This window comes from Cellulomonas massiliensis JC225 (genome assembly GCF_000312005.1).
Taxonomy (GTDB): Bacteria; Actinomycetota; Actinomycetes; order Actinomycetales; family Cellulomonadaceae; genus Cellulomonas; species Cellulomonas massiliensis.
The window spans coordinates 784,297-804,322 of the sequence record NZ_HE978588.1 but is presented as its reverse complement, the minus strand read 5'-3'; the positions used below and the strand labels follow the sequence as shown (position 1 = coordinate 804,322).

General features: G+C 73.9%; 18 protein-coding genes and 1 riboswitch. Of the genes, 11 read left to right on the top strand and 7 right to left on the bottom strand.

Annotation, left to right across the window (positions count from 1 at the left end):
• Positions 1-102 precede the first annotated feature (102 nt).
• From HGCM_RS03805 to HGCM_RS03795, 3 genes are all read left to right on the top strand, one after another.
• Positions 103-1,095, top strand: a complete 993-nt coding sequence (locus HGCM_RS03805) for an NAD-dependent epimerase/dehydratase family protein (RefSeq protein ID WP_019135556.1) — start codon at positions 103-105, stop codon at positions 1,093-1,095.
• A 266-nt stretch (positions 1,096-1,361) separates the two neighbouring features.
• Complete coding sequence (locus HGCM_RS03800; protein WP_019135555.1) at positions 1,362-3,266, top strand: pectate lyase-like domain-containing protein; 1,905 nt, start codon at positions 1,362-1,364, stop codon at positions 3,264-3,266.
• Between the two features lie 125 nt (positions 3,267-3,391).
• On the top strand, positions 3,392-4,240 hold the full coding sequence (locus HGCM_RS03795) for an LLM class flavin-dependent oxidoreductase (protein WP_019135554.1): 849 nt from the start codon (positions 3,392-3,394) through the stop codon (positions 4,238-4,240).
• A 64-nt stretch (positions 4,241-4,304) separates the two neighbouring features.
• On the opposite strand, the gene HGCM_RS03790 is transcribed toward HGCM_RS03795, so the two are convergent.
• A complete protein-coding gene (locus HGCM_RS03790) occupies positions 4,305-5,141 on the bottom strand; it encodes an aldo/keto reductase (RefSeq protein ID WP_019135553.1) in 837 nt (278 codons plus the stop codon).
• A gap of 172 nt (positions 5,142-5,313) precedes the next feature.
• A complete protein-coding gene (locus HGCM_RS03785) occupies positions 5,314-9,102 on the bottom strand; it encodes a discoidin domain-containing protein (RefSeq protein ID WP_019135552.1) in 3,789 nt (1,262 codons plus the stop codon).
• A gap of 439 nt (positions 9,103-9,541) precedes the next feature.
• Between HGCM_RS03785 and HGCM_RS16760 the strand changes: the two genes are divergently transcribed.
• The 3 genes from HGCM_RS16760 (at position 9,542) to HGCM_RS03770 (ending at position 10,826) form a co-directional block, all read left to right on the top strand.
• Positions 9,542-9,712, top strand: coding sequence for a CsbD family protein (locus tag HGCM_RS16760; RefSeq protein ID WP_019135551.1), 171 nt, complete (start codon positions 9,542-9,544; stop codon positions 9,710-9,712).
• 265 nt (positions 9,713-9,977) lie between these two features.
• Positions 9,978-10,052: riboswitch (cyclic di-GMP riboswitch) on the top strand.
• 19 nt (positions 10,053-10,071) lie between these two features.
• Positions 10,072-10,218: a hypothetical protein gene (locus tag HGCM_RS19255; protein WP_019135550.1), complete on the top strand. Its 147-nt coding sequence runs from the start codon at positions 10,072-10,074 to the stop codon at positions 10,216-10,218.
• A 230-nt stretch (positions 10,219-10,448) separates the two neighbouring features.
• On the top strand, positions 10,449-10,826 hold the full coding sequence (locus tag HGCM_RS03770) for an SHOCT domain-containing protein (RefSeq protein ID WP_026075244.1): 378 nt from the start codon (positions 10,449-10,451) through the stop codon (positions 10,824-10,826).
• Between the two features lie 89 nt (positions 10,827-10,915).
• Here the strand turns inward: HGCM_RS03770 and HGCM_RS03765 are convergent, their stop codons facing one another.
• Positions 10,916-13,483: a lysylphosphatidylglycerol synthase transmembrane domain-containing protein gene (locus tag HGCM_RS03765; protein WP_019135548.1), complete on the bottom strand. Its 2,568-nt coding sequence runs from the start codon at positions 13,481-13,483 to the stop codon at positions 10,916-10,918.
• Positions 13,484-13,610: 127 nt separating this feature from the next.
• On the opposite strand from HGCM_RS03765, the gene HGCM_RS03760 reads away from it, so the two are divergent.
• Positions 13,611-14,198: an HdeD family acid-resistance protein gene (locus tag HGCM_RS03760; protein ID WP_019135547.1), complete on the top strand. Its 588-nt coding sequence runs from the start codon at positions 13,611-13,613 to the stop codon at positions 14,196-14,198.
• Here HGCM_RS03760 and HGCM_RS03755 read toward each other — a convergent pair.
• Positions 14,191-15,033: a CPBP family intramembrane glutamic endopeptidase gene (locus HGCM_RS03755; RefSeq protein ID WP_019135546.1), complete on the bottom strand. Its 843-nt coding sequence runs from the start codon at positions 15,031-15,033 to the stop codon at positions 14,191-14,193. The two genes, HGCM_RS03760 and HGCM_RS03755, sit on opposite strands and share 8 nt — an antisense overlap.
• 122 nt (positions 15,034-15,155) lie before the next feature.
• On the opposite strand from HGCM_RS03755, the gene HGCM_RS03750 reads away from it, so the two are divergent.
• The 4 genes from HGCM_RS03750 to HGCM_RS03735 are packed head-to-tail and all read left to right on the top strand — an operon-like array spanning position 15,156 to position 17,864.
• Positions 15,156-15,812, top strand: a complete 657-nt coding sequence (locus tag HGCM_RS03750) for a hypothetical protein (protein ID WP_147572642.1) — start codon at positions 15,156-15,158, stop codon at positions 15,810-15,812.
• Entirely contained in the window at positions 15,809-16,111 is a 303-nt protein-coding gene (locus HGCM_RS03745; protein ID WP_019135544.1) for a transcriptional regulator, read from the top strand. Before HGCM_RS03750 ends, HGCM_RS03745 begins: the two co-directional genes overlap by 4 nt.
• 32 nt (positions 16,112-16,143) lie before the next feature.
• Positions 16,144-17,091 carry an ABC transporter ATP-binding protein gene (locus tag HGCM_RS03740; RefSeq protein ID WP_147572640.1) on the top strand — a complete coding sequence of 316 codons (948 nt, stop codon included), beginning with the start codon at positions 16,144-16,146 and terminating at the stop codon, positions 17,089-17,091.
• Entirely contained in the window at positions 17,088-17,864 is a 777-nt protein-coding gene (locus HGCM_RS03735; RefSeq protein ID WP_019135542.1) for an ABC transporter permease, read from the top strand. The genes HGCM_RS03740 and HGCM_RS03735 overlap by 4 nt, the downstream gene beginning before the upstream one ends.
• Before the next feature lie 10 nt (positions 17,865-17,874).
• Here HGCM_RS03735 and HGCM_RS16755 read toward each other — a convergent pair whose 3' ends face one another.
• The 3 genes from HGCM_RS16755 to HGCM_RS16750 form a co-directional block, all read right to left on the bottom strand.
• Positions 17,875-18,135 carry a type II toxin-antitoxin system antitoxin gene (locus HGCM_RS16755; RefSeq protein ID WP_019135541.1) on the bottom strand — a complete coding sequence of 87 codons (261 nt, stop codon included), beginning with the start codon at positions 18,133-18,135 and terminating at the stop codon, positions 17,875-17,877.
• On the bottom strand, positions 18,132-19,088 hold the full coding sequence (locus tag HGCM_RS03725; protein ID WP_019135540.1) for an SPFH domain-containing protein: 957 nt from the start codon (positions 19,086-19,088) through the stop codon (positions 18,132-18,134). The genes HGCM_RS16755 and HGCM_RS03725 overlap by 4 nt, the downstream gene beginning before the upstream one ends.
• 88 nt (positions 19,089-19,176) lie before the next feature.
• On the bottom strand, positions 19,177-20,026 hold an 850-nt coding region (locus tag HGCM_RS16750), incomplete at its 5' end, for an HAD-IC family P-type ATPase (RefSeq protein WP_147572992.1).

The following is a 20,026-nucleotide window of genomic DNA, read 5'->3' as shown; positions in this document are numbered from 1 at the left end:
GGACGACGAACTCCCCACCCAGCGGCGTCCGAGCGCCACGGCCCGCTCTGCTGCGGGCGTGAACGGGGGCGCGCGGCGTCGTCGAGCCGCGAGGATGCAGGGATGCGACTCCTCGTCCTCGGTGGCACCCGCTTCGTCGGCCGCGCGCTCGTCGCCGACGCCCTCGCCCGCGGCTGGTCCGTGACGACGCTCAACCGCGGCGTGACCGCCCCGGCCGCGCCCGGCGTCGAGCAGCTGCCGGCCGACCGCACCGACCCCGACGCCCTCGCGGCGGCGCTCGCGGACCGGACGTGGGACCTGGCCGTCGACACCTGGTCCGCGGCGCCGAGCGTCGCGACCCTCGCGGCGACGGCCCTCGCCGGACGGGTCGAGCGGTACGCGTACGTCTCGTCGATCTCGGTCTACCGCTGGGGCGAGCACGTCGACGAGGCCTCCCCGGTCGTCGACGGCGACCCCGACGCGGACGCCACCGCGTACGACGCCGACAAGCGCGGGGCGGAGCTGGGCGTGCTCCGGGCGTTCCCCGAGGCGCTGCTCGTCCGCCCCGGCCTCATCCTCGGCCCGCACGAGGACATCGGCCGCCTGCCGTGGTGGCTCGCGCGGATCGCCCGCGGCGGCGACGTGGTCGCCCCCGGCCGCCCGGACCGCCCGCTGCAGTACGTCGACGCGCGCGACCTCGCCGCCTTCACGCTCGACGCGCTCGCGGCCGGGCGGTCCGGGGCGTACGACGTCACCAGCGCGTCGGGGCACGCCACGACGCGGACGCTCCTCGAGGCGTGCGTCGCGGCGACGGGCTCCGACGCCCGGCTGGTCTGGGTGCCGGAGGACGAGGTGCTCGCCTCCGGCGCGCAGCCGTGGACCCAGCTGCCGGTGTGGGTGCCGGAGTCGGGGGACTTCGCCGGCTTCCTCGAGGGCCGACCGGCGAGGGCGCTCGCGGCGGGTCTGCGCTGCCGGCCTGTGGAGGAGACGGTCGCGGACACGTGGTCCTGGCTGCGGGACGAGGGCATGCCCGCCCAGCGTCCGGACCGCCCGGCCCACGGCCTCCCGGCCGACCTCGAGTCGACGCTCCTGCGCGCGGCGGCCGACCGAGCCTAGGGCGGCGTGCCTGCCGCGGGCGGCGTCAGTGGCCCGATTCAGTGATACGTGTCATCGTGGCGACGGATCGCGTTCGCTGACAGGGCTGTCAGTCTTGACAGGGCCCGCGCGCCGAGTACGTTCTGTCGTGAATCGGACGAACGTCCGGTCTTGGCAACGACGACGATGTCGCACCACCCGCAGTGCCCGCCCGTGCTCCACGCGGCCCCCTCCGGCGCGTGGCCTCTGTCGAGCTCCCGTCGAGAACCCTGTCGAAAGGTCACTTCATGCTGCCCAGGAACCGCGGCCGAGGACGTCCGCGCACCCGACTCGCCGCCGCCGCGCTCGCGGCCGCCCTCGTCACGACGGTCGCCGTGGCCGTCGCCACCCCCGCGAGCGCCGGCGGCCTCGGCTCGGGGACGGAGCTCGGCCCGAACACGATCGTGTTCGACCCGAGCATGCCGGTCGAGCAGATCCAGGCGCGCGTCGACGCGGTCAACGCCCAGCAGCGGGACGCGGAGTTCAGCCAGAACCGCTACGCCCTGCTGTTCAAGCCGGGCACGTACGGCACGGCCGAGAGGCCGCTGCGCTTCCAGGTCGGCTACTACACCGAGGTGGCGGGCCTGGGCCGCAACCCCGGCGACGTCGTCATCAACGGGGCGGTGGAGGTCTACAACCGCTGCCTCGAGACCGACGCGAACGGCAACCCGTCCAACTGCCTCGCGCTGGTGAACTTCTGGCGCTCGCTGTCGAACCTCAAGATCCAGTTCGTCGGCGGCGGCGACGGCTGCCGCGACAGCGCGAACTTCTGGGCGGTCTCGCAGGCGGCGCCGATGCGCCGGGTCGAGATCGCGGGCGCGAACCTCTCGCTCATGGACTACTGCTCGGCCGGGCCGCAGTTCGCGTCCGGCGGGTACATCGCCGACTCGACGATGCCCTTCGTCGTCAGCGGCAGCCAGCAGCAGTTCTACACGCGCGACTCGTCGGTGGCGGGCTGGAGCAACGGCGTCTGGAACCAGGTGTTCTCCGGCGTCGAGGGCGCCCCGGCGACCGACTTCGGCGAGCCGGACGACGCGGGGGTCCACGCGTACACGACGCTCGACACCACGCCGGCGTCGCGCGAGAAGCCGTACGTCTACACCGACGAGCGCGGCAAGTACCGCGTGTTCGTGCCGTCCGTCCGCAAGGACGCCCGCGGCACCTCGTACGCCGGGGGTGCGACCGCGGGCCGCTCGGTGCCGCTGTCGGACTTCTACGTCGCGAAGCCCGGCGACAGCGCGCGCAAGCTCAACACGGCGCTGCTCTCCGGCAAGAACCTGCTCCTGAGCCCCGGGATCTACCACGTCGACCAGACGCTGCTCGTGACGCGCAAGGACCAGGTCGTGCTCGGGCTGGGCCTGGCGACGATCATCCCCGACCGCGGCGTGACGGCGATGCGGACGCTCGACGTCCCGGGCGTCGTCATCGCCGGGATCATGTTCGACGCGGGGGCGAAGCGCTCCGAGTCGCTGCTCACGGTCGGCACGGCGCTCTCGAAGGTCGACGGGCTTCTCCGCAAGCAGAAGCTCAGCAGCACGAGCAACCCGACGGCCCTGCAGGACGTGTTCTTCCGCATCGGCGGCGACCACGCCGGCGCGGCGACGAACAGCCTCGTCGTCAACGCGAACAACGTGATCGTCGACCACACCTGGGCCTGGCGCGCCGACCACGGCACCGGGGTGGGCTGGGACGTCAACCCCGGCGACTACGGCGTGGTCGTGAACGGCAACGACGTGCTCGCGACCGGCCTGTTCGCCGAGCACTACAAGAAGTACAACCTCGTCTGGAACGGCGAGCGCGGCCGCACGATCTTCTTCCAGAACGAGCTGCCGTACGACCCGCCGAACCAGGCCGCGTGGAAGCACGGCACGACGCTCGGCTGGGCGGCGTACAAGGTGGGCGACCACGTCCGCACGCACGAGGCGTGGGGCCTGGGCAGCTACATCTACACGAACGTCGACCCGACGCTGCACGCGACGAACGCGTTCGAGGTGCCGGAGCGTCCGGGCGTGAAGCTGCACCACATGGTGATCGTGTCGCTCAACAACGCCGGGACGATCGACCACGTGGTCAACGGCGTCGGCGGCCCGGCCCTCCCGCAGGAGGGCGGCTCGCACTGGACGACGCTCACGGAGTACCCGGTCGCGGACTGACCGGGCGAGGCGAGGGGGCGGGCCCGGCGGGTCCGCCCCCTCGTCGTCTCCCGTCCTCGGCGGTGGCCCGCGGACGTGTGGGCGGCCGTCGCTAGCGTCGTGCTCCCACGACGAAGGAGGCACCGATGACGTCGCTCAAGGTCGGGATCGTCGCGCCGTTCGGCTCGGCGCGGGAGCTGGTCGACTCGGCGGTCGAGGCGGACCGGGCCGGCTGGGACGGCTGGTTCACCTGGGACGCCGTCGACCTGCCGGGCTTCGAGGTCGACGTGTGGGACCCGTGGACCCTGCTGGCCGCCGCGGCCGTCCGCACGGAGCGCGTCGCGCTCGGGGCGCTGGTGTTCGCGCTGCCGCGCCGCCGGCCCTGGGTGTTCGCCCACCAGGCGCTGACCGTCGACCACCTCTCCGGCGGTCGCGTCGTGATCCCGGTCGGCCTCGGCGTGCCCGAGGACCGTGGGCTCACGGGCGTCGCGGGGGAGCCGCAGACGCTGCGCGAGCGGGCGCAGCTCCTCGACGAGTGCCTCGACGTGCTCGGCCACGCCTTCACCGGCGAGCCGTTCTCGTACGACGGCGCGCACCACCGGGTCACGGACCTCACGATCCGGCCCGCGCCGGCCAGCCGCCCGCGCCCGCCGCTGTGGGTGGTGGGCGCGTTCCCGAGCGACCGCTCGATGGGGCGCGCGGTCCGGTGGGACGGTGTCGTGCCGCAGCTGCGCGGCGAGCGGACGATGGACCCGATGGGGCCGGACGACGTGCGCGAGATCGTCGCGTGGGTGCGGGAGCACCGCGCGGCCGAGGGCCCGTTCGACGTCGTCGTGCAGGGCGCGCTGTCCGGCGACCCGGCGGCCGACGCCGAGCGCCTGGCCGCGCTCGAGGAGGCCGGCGCGACGTGGTTCGTCGACTCGCAGTGGGAGGGCGAGGCGGCGACCTACGCCGCCGGGCTGGCGCGGATCCGCGCGGGCGTCCCCGGGCGCTGACCGGCCGGCGCCGCGGGTCGCAGCGCCGGCCGGTGCGCCGAGCCGTCCGAGGACGCGCCAGCCGTCAGCTGGGCACGTACGCGAACGTGTCCGGGTCGGGCCCGGTGCGCTGGCCCCGGTCGAGCGCGTCGATCGACGCCATGTCGACCTCGGACAGCTCGAAGTCGAACAGCGCGAAGTTCTCGCGCACGCGCTCCGGCGTCACGGACTTGGGGAAGACGATGTCGCCGCGCTGCAGGTGCCAGCGGAGGACGACCTGCGCCGGCGTCCGGCCCACACCCGCCGCGACGCGCTCGACCACCGGGTCGTCGAGGACGAGGCCCTGTGCGATGGGCGACCAGGCCTCCGTGGCGATGCCGTGGTCGGAGTCGAACGCCCGTACCTCGTCCTGACGCAGGTAGGGGTGCACCTCGACCTGGTTCACGGCAGGCGCGACGCTCGTCTCGTCGAGCACGCGCCGCAGGTGGTGCGGCTGGAAGTTCGAGACGCCGATGGACCGGGCCTTGCCGGCGCGGTAGATCTCCTCCATCGCGCGCCACGTCTCGACGACGTCGCTCACGGTCGCGAGGGGCCAGTGCACGAGGAACAGGTCGACGTGCTCGAGGCCCAGCTCCTCCAGGCTGCGGTCGATCGACGCGAGCGCGCGCTCCGGGTCGTGGTTGTTGTTGTTGAGCTTCGTGGTGACGAACACCTCGTCGCGCGGCAGCCCCGAGGACGCGACGGCGTCGCCGACGCCCTTCTCGTTGCCGTACATCTGCGCGGTGTCGATGTGCCGGTAGCCCGCCTCGAACGCGGTGAGCACGGCGTCGCGGGTGCTCTCGGGCGGGACCTGGAACACCCCGAAGCCCAGCTGCGGGATGGTGACCCCGTTGTTCAGCGTGATGTCGGGGACGGTGGCCATGCGCTCTCCTCCTGTCGGTGCCTGCCCCTCCATCAGACCCCGGATCGCACCCTGCCGCGCGACGAGACGCGGGCCGCAGGCCGGTGCCGTCAGGGGACGACGCCGACCCGCGGCCCGCGCACGTGCGACGACGGGCGGCCGGGACCCGCGTTCCGGCCGCCCGTCGCCGGTCTCACTCCCGGACGATCGTGAACGTGGAGGTCGTGTTCCTGATGTCCTGGGCGTTGTCCCGCAGGATGAGGTTGCGGAAGGTGGCCGAGCCGACCGCCGGTCCCTGGCCCGCCTCCGGCATCTCGTTGACCCAGATGCCGAAGCCGGACTTCGCGTCCCACGCGTCGCCGCTCTTGCGCGCCCCGCTGATCGTCACGTTGGTGAAGATCGTGTCGGTGATCGGGTTCTGCGGGGACGTGGGCGACGTGTAGTTCGTCTGGAACATGATCCCGGAGTACGTCGGGTCGACGATGTCGACGTTGCTGATCCGGATGCCCTGGAACTTCTTCGAGGCGGAGAAGATCCAGATGCCGGGGAACGTCTGGTTGCCCCAGAAGTGCCCGCCCGTGCGTTCCAGGGTCACGTTCTCGATCGTCGTCGGGGGCGCCGAGCCGAACTCGTCCATCGGGTACCCGAAGTCGAGCGAGCTGACGGTGATGCCCGAGTAGACGAGCGTGTCGGCGATGCGGATGTTGCGGAACGTGTTGCCGTAGCCGCCGTAGACGGCCAGGCCCGCGGCCCGCCACGTGGTGAGGGCCGTGAGGTTCTCGTACACGTTGCCGGTCTGCCCCGTGCCGCCGTTGTCGGTGGCCGCGAACAGGGCGAACGCGTCGTCGCCCGTGCTGCGGGTCTCGATGTTGGCGACCCGGTTGTTCGCGCTGCCGTTCGTCATGTTGATGCCGTCGGCGAAGGTGTTGCGGATGCGCGAGTTCGTGATCGTCGAGGAGTCCATGTTCGACGCCCAGAACATGCACACGAAGTGCTCGACCCACACGTTGTCGATCGTCATGTTCGCGACGTTGGAGAAGTCGAACACCTTGCCGGGGCCGTCCTGGCGGATGACGTAGTTGCCGAAGTAGGCGAAGTCCTTCCAGACCGTGCCGTTGGCGGTGGCGTCCGGACGGAAGCCGACGTCGGTGTTGTCCTGCGTCTGCGGCGCGTAGAACCGCGTGAACCAGGGCCCGGCGCCGACGACCTGGATCGCGCGGCCGTACACCTGGAACTTGCCGTTGGTGGAGTAGTCGCCGGCGGGCAGGTACACGCCCGCCTTCGACGAGTCCTGACGCGCGGCGTCGAGCGCGGCCTGCACGGCCTGGTGCGTGAACCCCGCGGGGACGACGTAGCGCGCCGGGTCCGGGTTGGGCTTGGCCGTCGCGAGCTCGGTGCTGACGAAGTCGACCGTCACCGGCTGCGGGTTGGCCGACGTCCGCTCGAGCCGCAGGACCGTGCCGGCCGGCAGGGTCGTGCCGAGCAGCATGTTGGCCTCGTCGTAGATGTGCCGCGGGTTCGAGCCGGAGTTCTGCGGGTTCGTCTCGTCGCCGTACAGCCACGCGAACCGCGAGGTGAGGTCCAGCCGCTTGACGAACGTCCCGTTGGCCAGGACGTCGATGCTGCCCGTCGTGCCGTCGGGGATCGAGAACCGGGCGACGATCGTGTTGGTCGCCTGCCGGGTCGTCCACTGCACGTACGAGCCGGTCGTCCCGAGCGTGACCGCGCGCCGGCCCGAGGCCTCGCCCCCGAGGTCCCCGACCGTCCGGTTCGGGCCCCGGGCGACAGCCCCGCCGCCGCTCGTGCCGTCCTCGGCCTCGTACATGTCGTACGGCATGTTGGCGCCGCGGCCGACGAACAGGGTCGAGGTGACGGTGTTGTTGCCCTGCCGCCCCGCGATCTCCGTGGAGTCGGCGGCGGCCACGGCCGTGACGGTGTAGCTGCCGTTCGCCGCGGTCCACGAGCCGAGCGCGACCGTCGCGCTCGTGGCGCCGGCGCCGATCGCGCCGGTGACCGTGCCGTTGAGCGTGGCAACCGTCGTCCCGCCGCCGTTCTTGACGGTGACCGTCACGGCGTGGGGCGACGAGGAGGTCGCGACGTTGCCGGTGTTGCGCAGCTGCGCGGTGAAGGCGACCGGCTGGCCGGCCGAGGGGGTGCTCGGGCTCCACGAGACGACGGGCACCAGGTCGGAGCTCGGCACCTCACGGACGACGAGCGGGCTCGACGCGGTCAGGGTGTTGTTGGTCTCGCTCTGCTCGACGACGGCGTTCGACGGGTCGACGGTGGCGCCGAGCGCGTACGAGCCGGCGGCCTTCGCGCCGACCGAGGCGCTGACGGTCGTGCTGGCACCGGGCTGCAGGGCGCTGACCGCCGCCGAGCCGGCCTTGGTGCCGGCGAGCAGCAGGTCGACCGACGAGGCGGGCGACGCGACGGTGCCCGCGTTCTTCACCGTCGCGCTCAGCGTGATCGCGTCCGACTCGAGCGGCGACGCCGGGCTGGCGGTCACCGCGGTCACCGTGAGGTCGGGGTTGGGCGCCGGTGCGCCGTACACCTCGAGCTCGGCGATCTGCCCGTTGCCGGAGCCGGTGTTGCCCGTGAACTGCAGGCGCACGTCCGTCGCGGTGCCGCTCACGGGGATGGTGACCCGGTTCCCGGACGACGGCGAGAAGGTGTAGCCGGCCGACGCCTTGAGCTGCGTGAAGGAGCCGGTCCCGGTGCGACCCAGCACCGCGAACGTCTGCGTACGCGAGCCCCACGCCGACGACGGGTTCAGCCGCACCACGACCGACGACAGCTGGACCGGGGTGGGCAGCGGCACGGTGAGCGTCGACGGGTACTGGCCGCCGGCGCCCTCCCAGTACGTCGCGGCGTCGCCGTCGGTGGCGTTGCCGGCGACGTACGTCCACTCCGTCGACGACGCCTCCGCCGCGCGGCCGCGCGCGTAGTTGGTCCCCGTGGGGTCCGGCGGGGTGGTCGGGTCGGTCGTCGGGGTCGGCGTGGCGCCCGCCGTCCCGATCACCTGCAGCTCGGCGACCTGGGCGTTCGACGAGCCGGAGTTCGCCGTGAACGTCAGGCGGACCTCGCTCGCGCTCGCGGACAGCGGGACCGTCACGGTGTTGCCGCTCGCGGGGTCGAACGCGTACGACGCGGACGGCTTGATCGTCGTGAACGCCCCCGTGCCGGTGCGCGCCTCGATCGCGAAGGTCTGCGTGCGGGCGGACCACGCGGCGGCGGGGTTGAGCTTGACGACCACGCCGGTCAGCGCGGACGTCGACGCCAGCTGCACCGTCAGCGTGGAGGGGTACGCGCCGGGCGCGCCCTCCCAGTAGGTGGCCGTCGACCCGTCGACGGCGTTCGCCGCGACGTAGGTCTGCTGCACCGACGAGGCGGAGATCGGGCGGCCCTGGGCGAGGTTCGACCCGCTCGGCGGCGGCGTGGTGGTGCCCTCGCCGTACACCTCGAGCTCGGAGAGCTGCCCGGCCGGCCAGCCGTTGTTGGCGGTGACCGTGACGCGCACGTACCGGACGCTCGCGTCGGTGGTGTCGATCGCCACGGCGTTGGTGCCCTGCGCGAACGTGTACGACGCCGAGGCCTTGAGGGTGCTGAACGACGAGCCGTCGGCCGATCCCTGGACCTGCAGGGTCTGCGACCGCGACCCCCACGCGGCGGGCAGCTTCAGCCGGACGTCGGTCACCGTCGCGGCCGAGCCGAGGTCCACCTGCACCCACTGCGGCAGCGCGTCGTTCGCCGACTCCCAGTAGGTGTCCTGGTTGCCGTCGGTCACGTGGGCGGCGACGTAGCCCTGGCTGACGCTGCTGGCGGTGGCGGTCCTGCCCGCGGACAGCAGCACGGGCGCGGCGGACGCCTGCTGGGCGAGCACCGTGACCGGTGCGACGAGCGCGGCGGCGGTCGCCGCGGCGACGAGCAGGTGGACGGGCCGGCGCGCCGCGCGCGGTGGCCTGGGTCGGGTGGTTCGCGTCATCGTCGACGTCCTTCGTTCTCCCGCGCCGGTGCGGGCTCGGCACCGGGCGGGCGCACCGGGCGGCGGCGCGGCCGGGGCTCCCGGTGCGTGCGATGTGCTGGAGGCGGTGCTCGGTGCCGGTGCGGATGCCGACGGTCGCGGGCCCGTCGAGCACTCGCCGCAAGGGCGGCGGCATCGCGACGTCCAGAGCGCGGGCGGCGCGGGCTTCCACCCGTCGCACAACTTTGTGCGACTGCTCTGTCGACTTCTTGCGATGTCGGATCAGGACATTACGAACGTCACAGGCGCCCGTCAAGAGTCCCGCCGCGGCGGGCGAACGGCGGGGGACGGCCGGGCAGGGGTGCTCGAGGTGCGGGCCCCGCGGGTCCGACCTAGCGTCGAGGGCACCGGCCGGTCGTACCCGCGACCGGGAGTGCCAGCAGAGGTACGAGGAGGAGCCATGGGACTCGACGACAAGATCCAGCACGGGGCCGAGGAGGCCAAGGGCAAGGTCGAGGAGGCCGCCGGCAAGGCGACCGACAACGAGCGCCTCGAGGCCGAGGGCAAGAAGGACCAGGCGTCCGCGAACCTCAAGCAGGCGGGCGACGACGTCAAGGACGCGTTCAGCTGACCCGACCGCCGTCGGCAGCTGATCCGGCCACGGATCGCACCTGATCGATCACCCGTCGGTGCGTGATCGGTCAGCGGACCCGTCGCCGCCCCGCCCCCGGCCGGCCCGCGCGGCCGCCGGGGGCGCGCAGGCGAGTGACACGTGCCCGACCGGGGGACCCGTCAAGCAGACGCGCGGTCCGAACGGGTGAAACTGGTCGCCCGTCCGATTTTCGAAAGCGATCGCTCTTCCACTTCGCGCCATGACCGTCGTAATGTCTGACTTGTCAGCGAAACGGCAAACCCTCCGCAAGGAGGGGACGCAAAGCCACGGGACCCATGCGGTCAGCCGGGCTACCGAACGACAAGGACGGTCGCAGCATGGACCAGCACGGATCGCACCTCGAGCCCGCCGTCACCCCCGTCACCAGCCTCCCGCTCGCGCGGCTGCAGGTCTGGGCCGCGTTCGCCGCGGGGGGTGAGCAGGTCTCGCACGTGCCTGCTCAGCGCGAGCACCTCGCGGCCTGACGGGCCGCCGCACCGAGCATCACGAGGAGCGCAGGCTCCCGAGCTGTGCCGACGAGAGCCACGGACGACGCCGTCCGTGGCTCTCGTCGCGTCGGTACCCGCGGCCCCGTGGCGTCGTCCCCTGCGTGACAGCTGTCGGAATGTCGCTTGCCGCGACGTCCGCCCCTGGCCCTAGATTGCCAGGTACGCCCGGTTCGCCGGGATCGCTGACACGGCAGAAAGGGCTCGTGATGGACAGCTTCTGGGACTGGTTCTGGTTGCTCGTCTGGTGGTTCCTGTTCTTCGCCTACTTGATCGTTCTGTTCCAGATCATCGGCGACCTGTTCCGTGACCGGGCGCTGAGCGGGTGGTGGAAGGCCGTCTGGGTCGTCTTCCTCATCGTCTTCCCGTTCCTCACGGCGCTCGTGTACCTCATCGCGCGCGGCAACGGCATGGCGGAGCGTCAGCTCCAGGCGGTGCAGCGCGCGAAGGTGGAGACCGACTCCTACATCCGCGAGGTGGCGACGAAGTCGCCGGCCGAGCACATCGCCGACGCCAAGGCGCTCCTCGACCAGGGCGTCATCTCGCAGGAGGAGTTCGACACCCTCAAGGCCAAGGCGCTCGCCTGACCCCGCCGGGGTCGGTGGTCCGGGCGAGGCCGGCGGGAGCAGCCGCCGGCCTCGTGCGCGGTCACCGGCCCCGGCGAGGCAGGGGCCGGCTACAGCTCGCCGGTCTTCTGCAGGTACCGCATCGCGACCCAGCCGATCGGGATGCGCAGCCAGTACGTGGCGACCCGGAACAGCACGGCGACGTAGGTCGCCACACCGGTGTTGATGCCGGTCACCGCGGAGAGCGTCGCGGCGAGGGCGACCTCGACCGTGCCCATCCCGCCCGGGGTCGGCACGAGTGCGCCGGCGGTGTTGCCCGCCAGGTAGACGATCGCGACCTGGATCAGCGACGCGTCCTGGCCGAAGGCCGCGAGGCACGCGTCGAACGCGAGGATGAACCCCAGCGTCATCAGCAGGTTGCCGCCGAACGCGAGGGCCAGGCGCGACGGCTGGCTGAGCGTCGCCAGGAGCCGCGGCCACGTCTGCCGCACGATCGGCATGATCCGCGCGACCGCGAGCTGACGGATCTTCGGCACCAGCAGCGCCGCCGCCACGAGCGCGACGACGGCCCCGATGACGACGAGCATCGTCGGCGAGATGGTGAGCGTCGTGTCCTGCCGTCCGGACACGAGCGTGAGCACCAGCAGCAGCGCGAGCGTCACGATGAACTGACTGACCTGGACCAGCGCGACGGTGGCGGCGGCGAGGGACCCGCTGACCCCGCGCCGCGTGAGCATCCGCAGGTTGAGGGCCGCGGGCCCGATGCCCGCGGGGGCGGCGAGGGCGACGAACGTGGCCGCGGTCTGCACGAGGGTCGCGCGCCACAGGCTGAGCCGCACCGGCGAGAACGCGACGAAGGCGAGCGCCGCCCCGACGAGCGTGACGAGCCCGAGCGCGAACGCGACGACCGCCCACCGCCAGTCGCTGTCGGCGATCGCCTCGCTGATCTGCTCGATGTTGATCGTCGTGACGACGTAGATGACGGCCACGATCGGCACGAAGATCGTGAGGATCGTCCGGAGCCCGAACCGGGTGAGCTGCTGCGGCTCGACGTCCGCCTCCGGGATGCGCTCCACGAGCGCCTCGCGCAGCCGCGCGATCGCGTGGTGCCCGGACCGGCGCGCCTGGCGGATCTCGTCGCGCGTGCGCCGCGGGAGGGTGATGGTCTGCAGCAGCGGCCCGATCGCCTCGACGTCGGCCTCCGGCAGGGACGCCACCGCCGACGCCAGGGCGCGCTCGGCGCCGACCCGCACGGACAGCAGCGCCACGAGCTGCGTCACGTCGATCCGGCGCGCGAGCGACGACGACGCGATGTCGCCGAGCTCCCACGTCGTGAGCAGCACCCGCGGCCGGTCGCCCGAGTCGTCGACGAGGATCGTGTCGCTCGTGAGGTTGCGGTGCGCCAGCCCGGCTGCGTGCGCGGTGCCGAGCTCGTCCCACAGCGTGCGCAGCAGCTCGTCGGTGAGCCGCTCCTCGGGCAGCTCGCCCAGCGTCACCGCCCGCGGCGCCGGCTCCTGGACGAAGACGACGGAGTCCTCGGCCTCGGCGAGCCCGAGCAGCCGGGTGGACGAGACGCCGGCGGCGTGCGCGGCGTACAGCATCAGCGCCCGTCGCTCGGCGGCCTGCCGCAGCGAGACGATCGTCCGGCCCTCGATGCCGCGCAGGCGGATCGAGCGCCAGAGCCGGGCGAGCATGCCGACGACCTGCCGGTCGCCGTCGAGGACCACGACGTCGAGCTCGCGCCCGTCGCTCGTCGTCATCGCGTACGCGCGGTGGTCGGTCGCGCGGACGACGGCGCGGGCCGCGGCGTCCGCCGGCTCGCCCTCGTCGTCCTCGTCGATGCGCCGCAGGCGCACCGGGTCGAACCCGGCGTGCCGGACGCCCGCGACGAGCGCGGAGCCGTACGCCTGCTCCGCGCGCACGCCCGACGCGTACCGGACGACGAGACCCGCCGCCCGCCCCAGCAGCAGCGACGCCACCGCGCCGGTCAGCGACAGCGTGCCGGTGATGACCGCGACGCCCATCGCCAGCCACAGCAGGTTCCAGGACCACCGGACCGTCCGGAACCGCTGACGCGGCCCGGACACCGTGAGGAGCGCCGCGACGATGGCCACGTAGGCGGGGAGCGTCACGACGAGCGATCCCCGGGGCCGGGCCGAGAGGCCGAGCTGCAGCTGCTCCGCGTCCAGCGTGGTGACGAGCCACAGGACGAGGGAGTTGAGCGCCACCGCGACGACGGCGGCGACGAGCGCGTCGAGCACCTGGCGGCCGAGGCGGCGCATCGCGAGCTCCGTCACCACCGCGAGCGGCACGACGAGCAGCACGAGGCCCTCGAGCAGGGCGACCGGCACGAACAGGAACCCCTGCAGGAACGACGCGAAGCCCTGCACGTCCTCGCTGACGCCCTCGGTCGTGCCGTGGGCCCACGTGGCGAGGACCATGACGAGGACGACGCCGGCGGCGGAGAGCACCGCCTGCAGCAGGTCGCCGGGGTGGTGGATGCGCCGGGTGGGCGCGTCGTCGACCTCGACGGGCGTGCGGGTGGCGCCGGGGTCGGCGGTGCCGGGCGCCGGCTCCGGCCGGTCCTCCGCGACCGGCGGCCGCGCGGCGTCGTCGGCGGGCGGCGTGAGGGGGTCCGTCCCCTCAGCCGCGCGGCGGGCCTCGGGCTCGGCGGACATGCGCACGAGTCTAGGCAGGGGGTCCGGGCGCGCGGCCCGCGTGTCGGCGGCGATCCGGGCGAACCGGACGTGCCGCGCGCTAGCGTGAGGCAGCGCCCGCGTGGCGGGTCCGTCGGGAGGAGCACCGATGTCCGAGCTCGCCGCCGAACGCCTGTCCGCCGAGCTGCGGCGGATCTGGTGGGTGCCCGTGGTCCGCGGCGCCGTGATCCTGCTGCTCGGGCTGTTCATGCTCGCGCGCCCGCTCGAGAGCGTCACCGCCCTCGTCTGGGTGTTCGGCGCGTTCGCCGTGCTCGACGGCGTGCTGGTGGTCGTGCAGGCGTTCGCCGACCGGCGCCAGGGTGCGTTCTGGTGGGAGCTGCTCGGCGGGCTCGTCGAGATCGCCCTCGGCCTCGTCCTCGTCCTGTGGCCGCAGCCCACCGCGACCGTGCTGTTCTACTTCGCGGCGTTCTGGGTCGTCGCCGTCGGGGTGTTCGCCGTCGTGGCGTCGATCGTGCTCTACCGGGCCGAGGAGGTGGCCTGGTACTGGGTGCTCGCGTTCGGGCTCGTCAACCTGCTGTTCGGGATCGTGCTGCTCGCCAACCCGCAGACCTCGGTGACCGTCATCGTCGTGCTGATCGGGCTCTTCGCGTGCGTCGGCGGCGTCCTGCTGGTCGTCAGCGGGCTGGCGACGCGCAGCATGGCGAAGGCGCTGGTGCGCCCGGACCCGCTCAGGTGAGGTGCAGCGCCTGCAGCCACGCGTGCGGCACGAGCGCGTAGCCGACGAAGACGAACACGTCCATGAGCGTGTGGGCGACGACGAGCGGCATCACGCGCCGGCGCCGGCGGTAGTACTCGGCGAACACCAGGCCCATGACGACGTTCCCGACGAACGGGCCCCACCCCTGGTAGAGGTGGTACGAGCCGCGCAGCAGGGCGCTCGCGGCGACGACCGCCGGCGCGGACCAGCGCAGCTCGCGCAGCCGCTCCATGAGGTAGCCGACCGCGACGACCTCCTCCAGGAGGCCGTTCTTGAGCGCGGCGAGGACCAGCACCGGGATCGTCCACCAGGCCGTGTTGAGCGCGGAGGCCTGCACCTCGACGGTGACGCCCAGCGCGCGTCCGGCGACGTAGAGGCCCAGGCCGGGGACGCCGATGAGGGCGGCGAGGCCCGCGCCGACCGCGAGGTCGCGCCACGGCCGGCCCAGGTCGAGGCCGATGCGGCGCACGGCCGACCGCCCGCCGGCGGACAGCAGGTAGAGCACCAGCGCGACGGGGACGAGCGCCAGGGCCAGCCCGAGCAGCTGGTAGGTCAGGTCGAGCCAGGGGCGCGGTGAGACGCTCGGGTTGAGCGCGGTGCTCTGGCTGCCGAGCGAGGGGCCCGCGGTCATGCGGTCGATGATCCGGACCACGGCGTAGAGCCCGGACGAGCCGAGCGACAGCCCCAGGACGATCCACACCTCGGCGGTGAGCCGCCGCCGGACCGCGCGCGGCGACGGGCCCGGGGCACGGGCGGCAGCGGGGGCCGGCGGCTCGTCGACGGCGTCGGCCGTCGGCCCGGCGGGAGGCGTCATGGCGACGACTGTAGGCGCGCGGGCTGGGCGCGGGCTGGACGACGCCGGGGCGCCGGGGGTTGTCCGGCGAGGTGGCGCAGAGTAGTTTGTGGCGCAAACCTCAGCCGACCAGGGGGATGGCGATGAGCAGCGACGAGGATGCGGTCTCGACGGGGCGCGACGGGCTGGACCCGCGGGAGGCGCTCGGGATCATCGACCAGCAGCGGCGGCGGGCCGCCACGACGGAGCCGTCGTCGGCGCTCATCACCGGCGCGTGGGGCGCGGCCTGGCTGGTCGGGTACGGCGCGCTGTGGGCGAGCGCGCGGGACGACGGCACGCCGGGCGTCGCGGCCGCCGCGCTCGCGATCGGGCTCGGGGTGGTGGCGGTGGCCGCGACCGTGTGGCACACCGCGCACCGGTCCCGGGGGATCCGCGGCGTCAGCGCCGTCGAGGGCGCGCTCTACGGCTTCGCGTGGCCCGTCGGGTTCACGGCGCAGGGCCTGATCGTCGGGGGCATCGCCGGCGCGGGAGCCTCGCCGGAGGTCGTCGCGGTCGCCGCGAACAGCATCGCAGCGCTGGTCGTGGCGCTGCTGTACGTCGCCGGCGGCGCGCTGTGGCACGAGCGGCTGCTGTACGGCCTCGGCGTGTGGATCGCCCTCGTCGCCGGTGCCGCCGCCTTCGCCGGCGTGCCCTGCACCTACCTCGTCATGGGCCTGGCGGGCGGCGGCGTCGCCCTCGTCGCGTCGCTCGTCGTCGGGCTCCGTGCCCGGCGTGCGGCGGCAGCGGGCGCGCCGGCGTGAGCGACGACGCGCTCGACCCCGTGATCCACGCGCAGGCGCGGCTGCGCGTGGTGGCGACCCTCGCCGCGCTGGGCCGGGGGGACCGCATCGCGTTCCCGCGGCTGCAGAGGCTGCTCGACATGACCGCCGGCAACCTCTCGACCCATCTGCGCAGGCTGGAGGAGGCGGAGTACGTGAGCATCACGAAGACCTACGAGGGGCGCACGCCGGTCACCTACGTGGAGCTGACCGGGGCCGGGCGCCTCGCGTTCGAGCGGTACACCGAGCAGCTGCGCGCGCTGCTGGGCGGCGTCTCGTGACCGCGGGACCGCCGGTCGTCGAGGTGCGGGGGGTGCGACGCACGTTCGGCGCCGTGGTCGCGCTCGACGACGTCAGCCTCGACGTGCACCCGGGGGAGCTCGTCGGGCTGCTCGGCCCGAACGGCGCCGGGAAGTCGACGCTGCTCAGCCTCGTCTCCGGCCTGCGCCGGCCCGACGCCGGCACGGTGCGGCTGCTCGGGGGCGACCCGCGCGACGCCCGGTCCCGCATCGGGCTGGGCACCACGCCCCAGGAGACCGGGCTGCCGCCCACGCTGCGGGTCGGCGAGGTCGTCGACCTCGTCGCCGGGCACTACCCCGACCCCATGACGCGCGGGGAGGCCCTCGCCCGGTTCGGCCTGGAGGACCTCGTGCGCCGCCAGACCGGCGGGCTGTCCGGCGGGCAGAAGCGCCGGCTCGCCGTCGCGCTCGCCCTGGTGGGCCGGCCCCGGCTCGTGCTCCTCGACGAGCCGACCACGGGCCTCGACGTCGAGGCGCGCCACGTGCTGTGGCAGGCGCTGCGCGACTACCACGCGGACGGGGCGACGGTGCTGCTCACGAGCCACTACCTCGAGGAGGTGGAGGCGCTCGCCCAGCGGGTCGTCGTCATCGACCGCGGACGCGTGCTGGCCGACGGCTCGCTGCGCTCGGTGCTCGACCTCGTCGGGCTGCGGCGCGTGCTCCTCACGCTGCCCGCGGGCGTCGCGGACGGCGACGAGCTCGCCGCGCTCCCGGGCGCGCACAGTCTCGCCGGGCGCGTGGCCTCGCCCGCCGGCGACCGGGTCACGGTGCTCGCGTCCGACGCCGACGCGTTCGTCCGGGCGCTCGTCGAGCGCGGCACCCCGTTCCGGGACCTCGAGGTCCGGGGCGCGTCGCTGGAGGAGGCGTTCCTCGCCCTCACCGCCGCCCAGGGGGAGCGCCCCGACGACGAGGGCCGTGCCGGAGCCGGCGCGCCCGCCGCCACCCAGGAGGTGACCGCATGACCACCGAGACCCTCGCGCGCCGCCCGTTCTGGCGGCTTGCCTGGCTGCACGCCCGGCTCGGGTTCGTCGAGACGGTCCGCATCCCCATCGCAGTGATCGGCAACCTCGCGTTCCCGGCGCTCGCGCTGCTGTTCTTCGTGGTGCCGCAGCGCGCTGTCGCCGAGAACCCGCTCTACGCCACGGCGGCGGTGGTGCAGCTCGGCGTCTTCGCCGTGATGTCGACCTGCATGTTCTCGTTCGGCGCGGGCGTCGCCGAGGACCGGCAGATGCCGTTCGACCCGTTCGTCCGGACGCTGCCCGCGGGCCCGCTCCCGCGCCTCACGGGCCGGGTGCTCAACGGCGTCGGCTGGTCCTACGTGTCCGTCGTGCCGATCGTGCTCGTCGGCTGGCTGCTCACGGCCGCGGCGCTCACCTGGGCGCAGGCCGGCTGGTCGGTGCTGCTCGTGCTCGCCGCCGCGGTGCCGTTCGTCCTGCTGGGGCTCGCGATCGGCTACCGCCTCTCGTCGAAGGCGGCCATCGCGGTCGTCCAGGCGATCGTGTTCCCGCTCGCGTTCGCGGGCGGCCTCTTCATGCCGCCGGAGGCCTTCCCGGCGTGGCTCGACGCGCTGTCGCGGGCCCTGCCGACGCGGGCGCTGCGCGACCTGACGGTGCAGATGGTGACGGGGGTCGAGGCGTACGCGCTCGCGCTGCCGGTGCTGCTCGGCTGGACGTTCGTGTTCGGGCTGCTCGCCGTGCTGGCGTACCGCGCCGACGAGGGCCGCCGCTTCCGCTGACGCCGGGAGCTCACGGCTCCCCGGGCCGCTCGCCGGCGCGCGGGCGGCCCGGTCGCCGCTGGGGGCCGGCGTCGCGCGGCATGCGGCCGGCGTCGTCCAGGGCACGGCGCAGCAGGAGCTCGACCTGGGCGTTGACGGACCGCAGGTCGTCGGCGGCCCAGCGGGCCAGCGCGTCGTGCACCGCCGGGTCCAGCCGCAGCAGCACCTGCTTGCGCTCGCGCCGGGCGGGACGATCCCCGCCCGGCGCGGACGCGTCGGCCCGGTCGCTCACGCGTACAGGCTCCCCGCGTTGACGACGGGCGTCGGGCGGCTCTCGCCGCACAGCACGACGAGCAGGTTGGACACCATCGCCGCGCGCCGCTCGTCGTCGAGGCTGACGATGCCGTCGCGCTCGAGGCGGCCCAGCGCGTCCTCGACCATCGACACCGCGCCCTCGACGATCCGCTCGCGGGCGGCGATGATCGCGCCGGCCTGCTGGCGCTGCAGCATGGCCTGGGCGATCTCGGGCGCGTACGCGAGGTTGGAGATGCGCGCCTCGATGACCTCGATGCCCGCGATGACCACGCGCTCGGCGACCTCGGCGGCGATCTCGCCGGAGACGACGTCCGTCGCGCCCCGCAACGACTGCTCGCCGTGGTCGGCGTGGTCGTACGGGTGGGCCATCGCGACGTGCCGCAGCGCGGACTCGGACTGGACGCGGACGAAGTCGGCGTAGTCCTCGACGGCGAAGGTCGCCTTCGCGGTGTCCGCGACCTGCCAGACGACGATCGCGGCGATGTTGATCGGGTTGCCGTCCGCGTCGTTGACCTTGAGCTCGTTCGTCTCGAAGTTGCGCACCCGGACCGAGACGCGCTTCTTCGTCGTCAGCGGCACGGTGAGGACGAAGCCGGTGCGCCGGACGGTCCCGAGGTAGCGGCCGAACAGCTGGACGACCTTCGTCTGGCCGGGGGAGACGATCGTCAGGCCGGACAGGGCGAGCAGGCCGACGAGGAGCACGAGGATGCCGAGGCCGCCGAGTGCGTCCTGGCCCCGGTCGGCCGCGGCGAACAGGGGGATCGCGACGGCGACGAACCCGACCGCGACGAGGAGCGCGAGCACGGCGCCACCGGCGCCGAGCGACCACGCCGTGCGCTCCTCGATGTCGACGCGCGCCCCCGCGTGACCCACGGGGCGGCCGGCGGGCTCGCCGCCCTCGGACTCCTGCGGGGGGACGGTCTCGGTCATGGGTGCCTCCTGGGCGTCGGGCGCCCGGCGGGGTCCAGGCGATATCAAAGTGATATCACATTAGAGCCCCACCGGGGAAGCCCGCGCCTCAGCGGTCGAACCGGCGCAGCCGCAGCGAGTTCGTCACGACGAGCACGGAGGAGAACGCCATCGCGGCGCCCGCGATCATCGGGTTCAGCAGCCCGGCCGCGGCCAGCGGGATCGCCGCGACGTTGTAGGCGAACGCCCAGAAGAGGTTCTGCCGGATCACGCGCAGGGTGCGACGCGAGAGACGCACCGCCTGCGCGGCCGAGCGCAGGTCCCCACGGACCAGCGTGATGTCGGCGGCCTCGATCGCCACGTCGGTGCCGGTGCCCATCGCGAGGCCGAGGTCCGCCTGCGCGAGCGCCGCCGCGTCGTTGACCCCGTCGCCGACCATCGCGACGCGAGCGCCCTGGGCCTGCAGCCGCTCGACCGCCGCGACCTTGTCCGCCGGCAGCACCTGGGCGAGCACGTCCTCGATGCCCACCTCGCGGGCGGTCGCCCGCGCGGCTCCCTCGTTGTCGCCCGTGAGCAGCACGGGCCGCAGCCCGGCGGCGCGCAGCTCCTCGACCGCCTGCCGCGACGTCGCCTTGAGCGGGTCCCGCAGGACGATCGCGCCGCGCACCGAGCCGTCCCAGGCGACGACGACCGCCGTCGCCCCGTCCTGCTCGGCCGCGGCGACCGCGTCGTCGACGGTGTCCGTCGCGACCCCCTGCTCGCGCAGCCAGCCGGGCCGTCCGACGAGGACGCGCCGGCCGAGCCCGACGCCCGCGTGCGCCGTCCGGACGACTCCGGAGACGCCGTGCCCGGAGTCGGCGCGGAAGTCGAGCACCTGGGCGTGGCCCACCGGGACGCCGTCGGCGCCCAGCTGCTGCCCGGACGCGTCGGCGGCGCCGGTCGCCCGCGCATCGGCGGCC